Origin of the sequence: Isoptericola haloaureus (assembly GCF_036689775.1) — a bacterium.
GTDB lineage: Bacteria > Actinomycetota > Actinomycetes > Actinomycetales > Cellulomonadaceae > Isoptericola > Isoptericola haloaureus.
Map to the genome: position 1 here is coordinate 1 of NZ_JBAGLP010000059.1, position 409 is coordinate 409.

General features: G+C 74.1%; 1 pseudogene. It reads left to right on the forward strand.

Annotation, left to right across the window (positions count from 1 at the left end):
* Positions 1 to 162: pseudogene (locus V5O49_RS00200) on the forward strand (nicotinate-nucleotide diphosphorylase (carboxylating)); the annotation flags it as partial.
* Between the last annotated feature and the right edge of the window lie 247 nt (positions 163 to 409).

Below are 409 nucleotides of genomic sequence, written 5' to 3' on the forward strand. Positions count from 1 at the left end.
GAGGGTCGCGACGGAGTGCCGGAGCACGTCGAGCTCGAGGCCACGGGCAACCTCACCGTGGACCGGGCGCGCGAGGTCGCCTCGACCGGGGTGGCCTACCTGTCCGTGGGGGCGCTGACGCACTCGGCCCCGATCCTCGACCTGGCGCTCGACCTGCGCTGAGCCGAGCCCTGGCGCCCGCAGGGGACGACCGCGACCCACTCGGGACGTCGTCGCCCCGCGGTGCCCGTCCTCGGCGGGCCCTGCACTCCCGCGGCCCGGCGTGGCAGCGACGCGAGAGCGTGGCCCTGGAGGAAGAAGGGAACGGCGTCACGAGGTGGGCGAGCTCCCCCCCGAGGAAGGCGAGTTTCCGCCGAGGTAGGCGAGTTTCCGCCGAGGTAGGCAACGTCCGGCCGAGGTAGGCAAGTTC